The organism is Pseudomonas sp. H26/SER47-MNA-CIBAN-0231, from assembly GCF_040310465.1.
GTDB lineage: Bacteria > Pseudomonadota > Gammaproteobacteria > Pseudomonadales > Pseudomonadaceae > Aquipseudomonas > Aquipseudomonas atacamensis.
In genome coordinates, this window is record NZ_JBEOPW010000204.1 from 1 (window position 1) to 232 (window position 232).

The 232-nt window shown below is 54.3% G+C and carries 1 tRNA gene; it reads left to right on the forward strand.

The features are described from left to right. Positions 1-43: 43 nt before the first annotated feature. Positions 44-129 (forward strand) — tRNA-Leu (locus tag AAEZ10_RS27805). The last annotated feature ends 103 nt before the right edge of the window (positions 130-232 follow it).

Here is a 232-nt window from a genome sequence, read left to right on the forward strand (position 1 = left end):
GCAAGTGACCTCCCTGAAGTGGAGAAGGGGCGGTAAGGTTTTTGCCGAGGTGGTGGAATTGGTAGACACGCTACCTTGAGGTGGTAGTGGCCATAGGCTGTAGGGGTTCGAGTCCCCTCCTCGGTACCAAACAAGCAGGCCCGCCTAGTGCGGGCTTTCTTGTGTTTTAAGGGTTTAGGTTGACCTGTATAAGGCATGAGTCGTATAATTCGTGCCCAGTTTGACGCGGGGT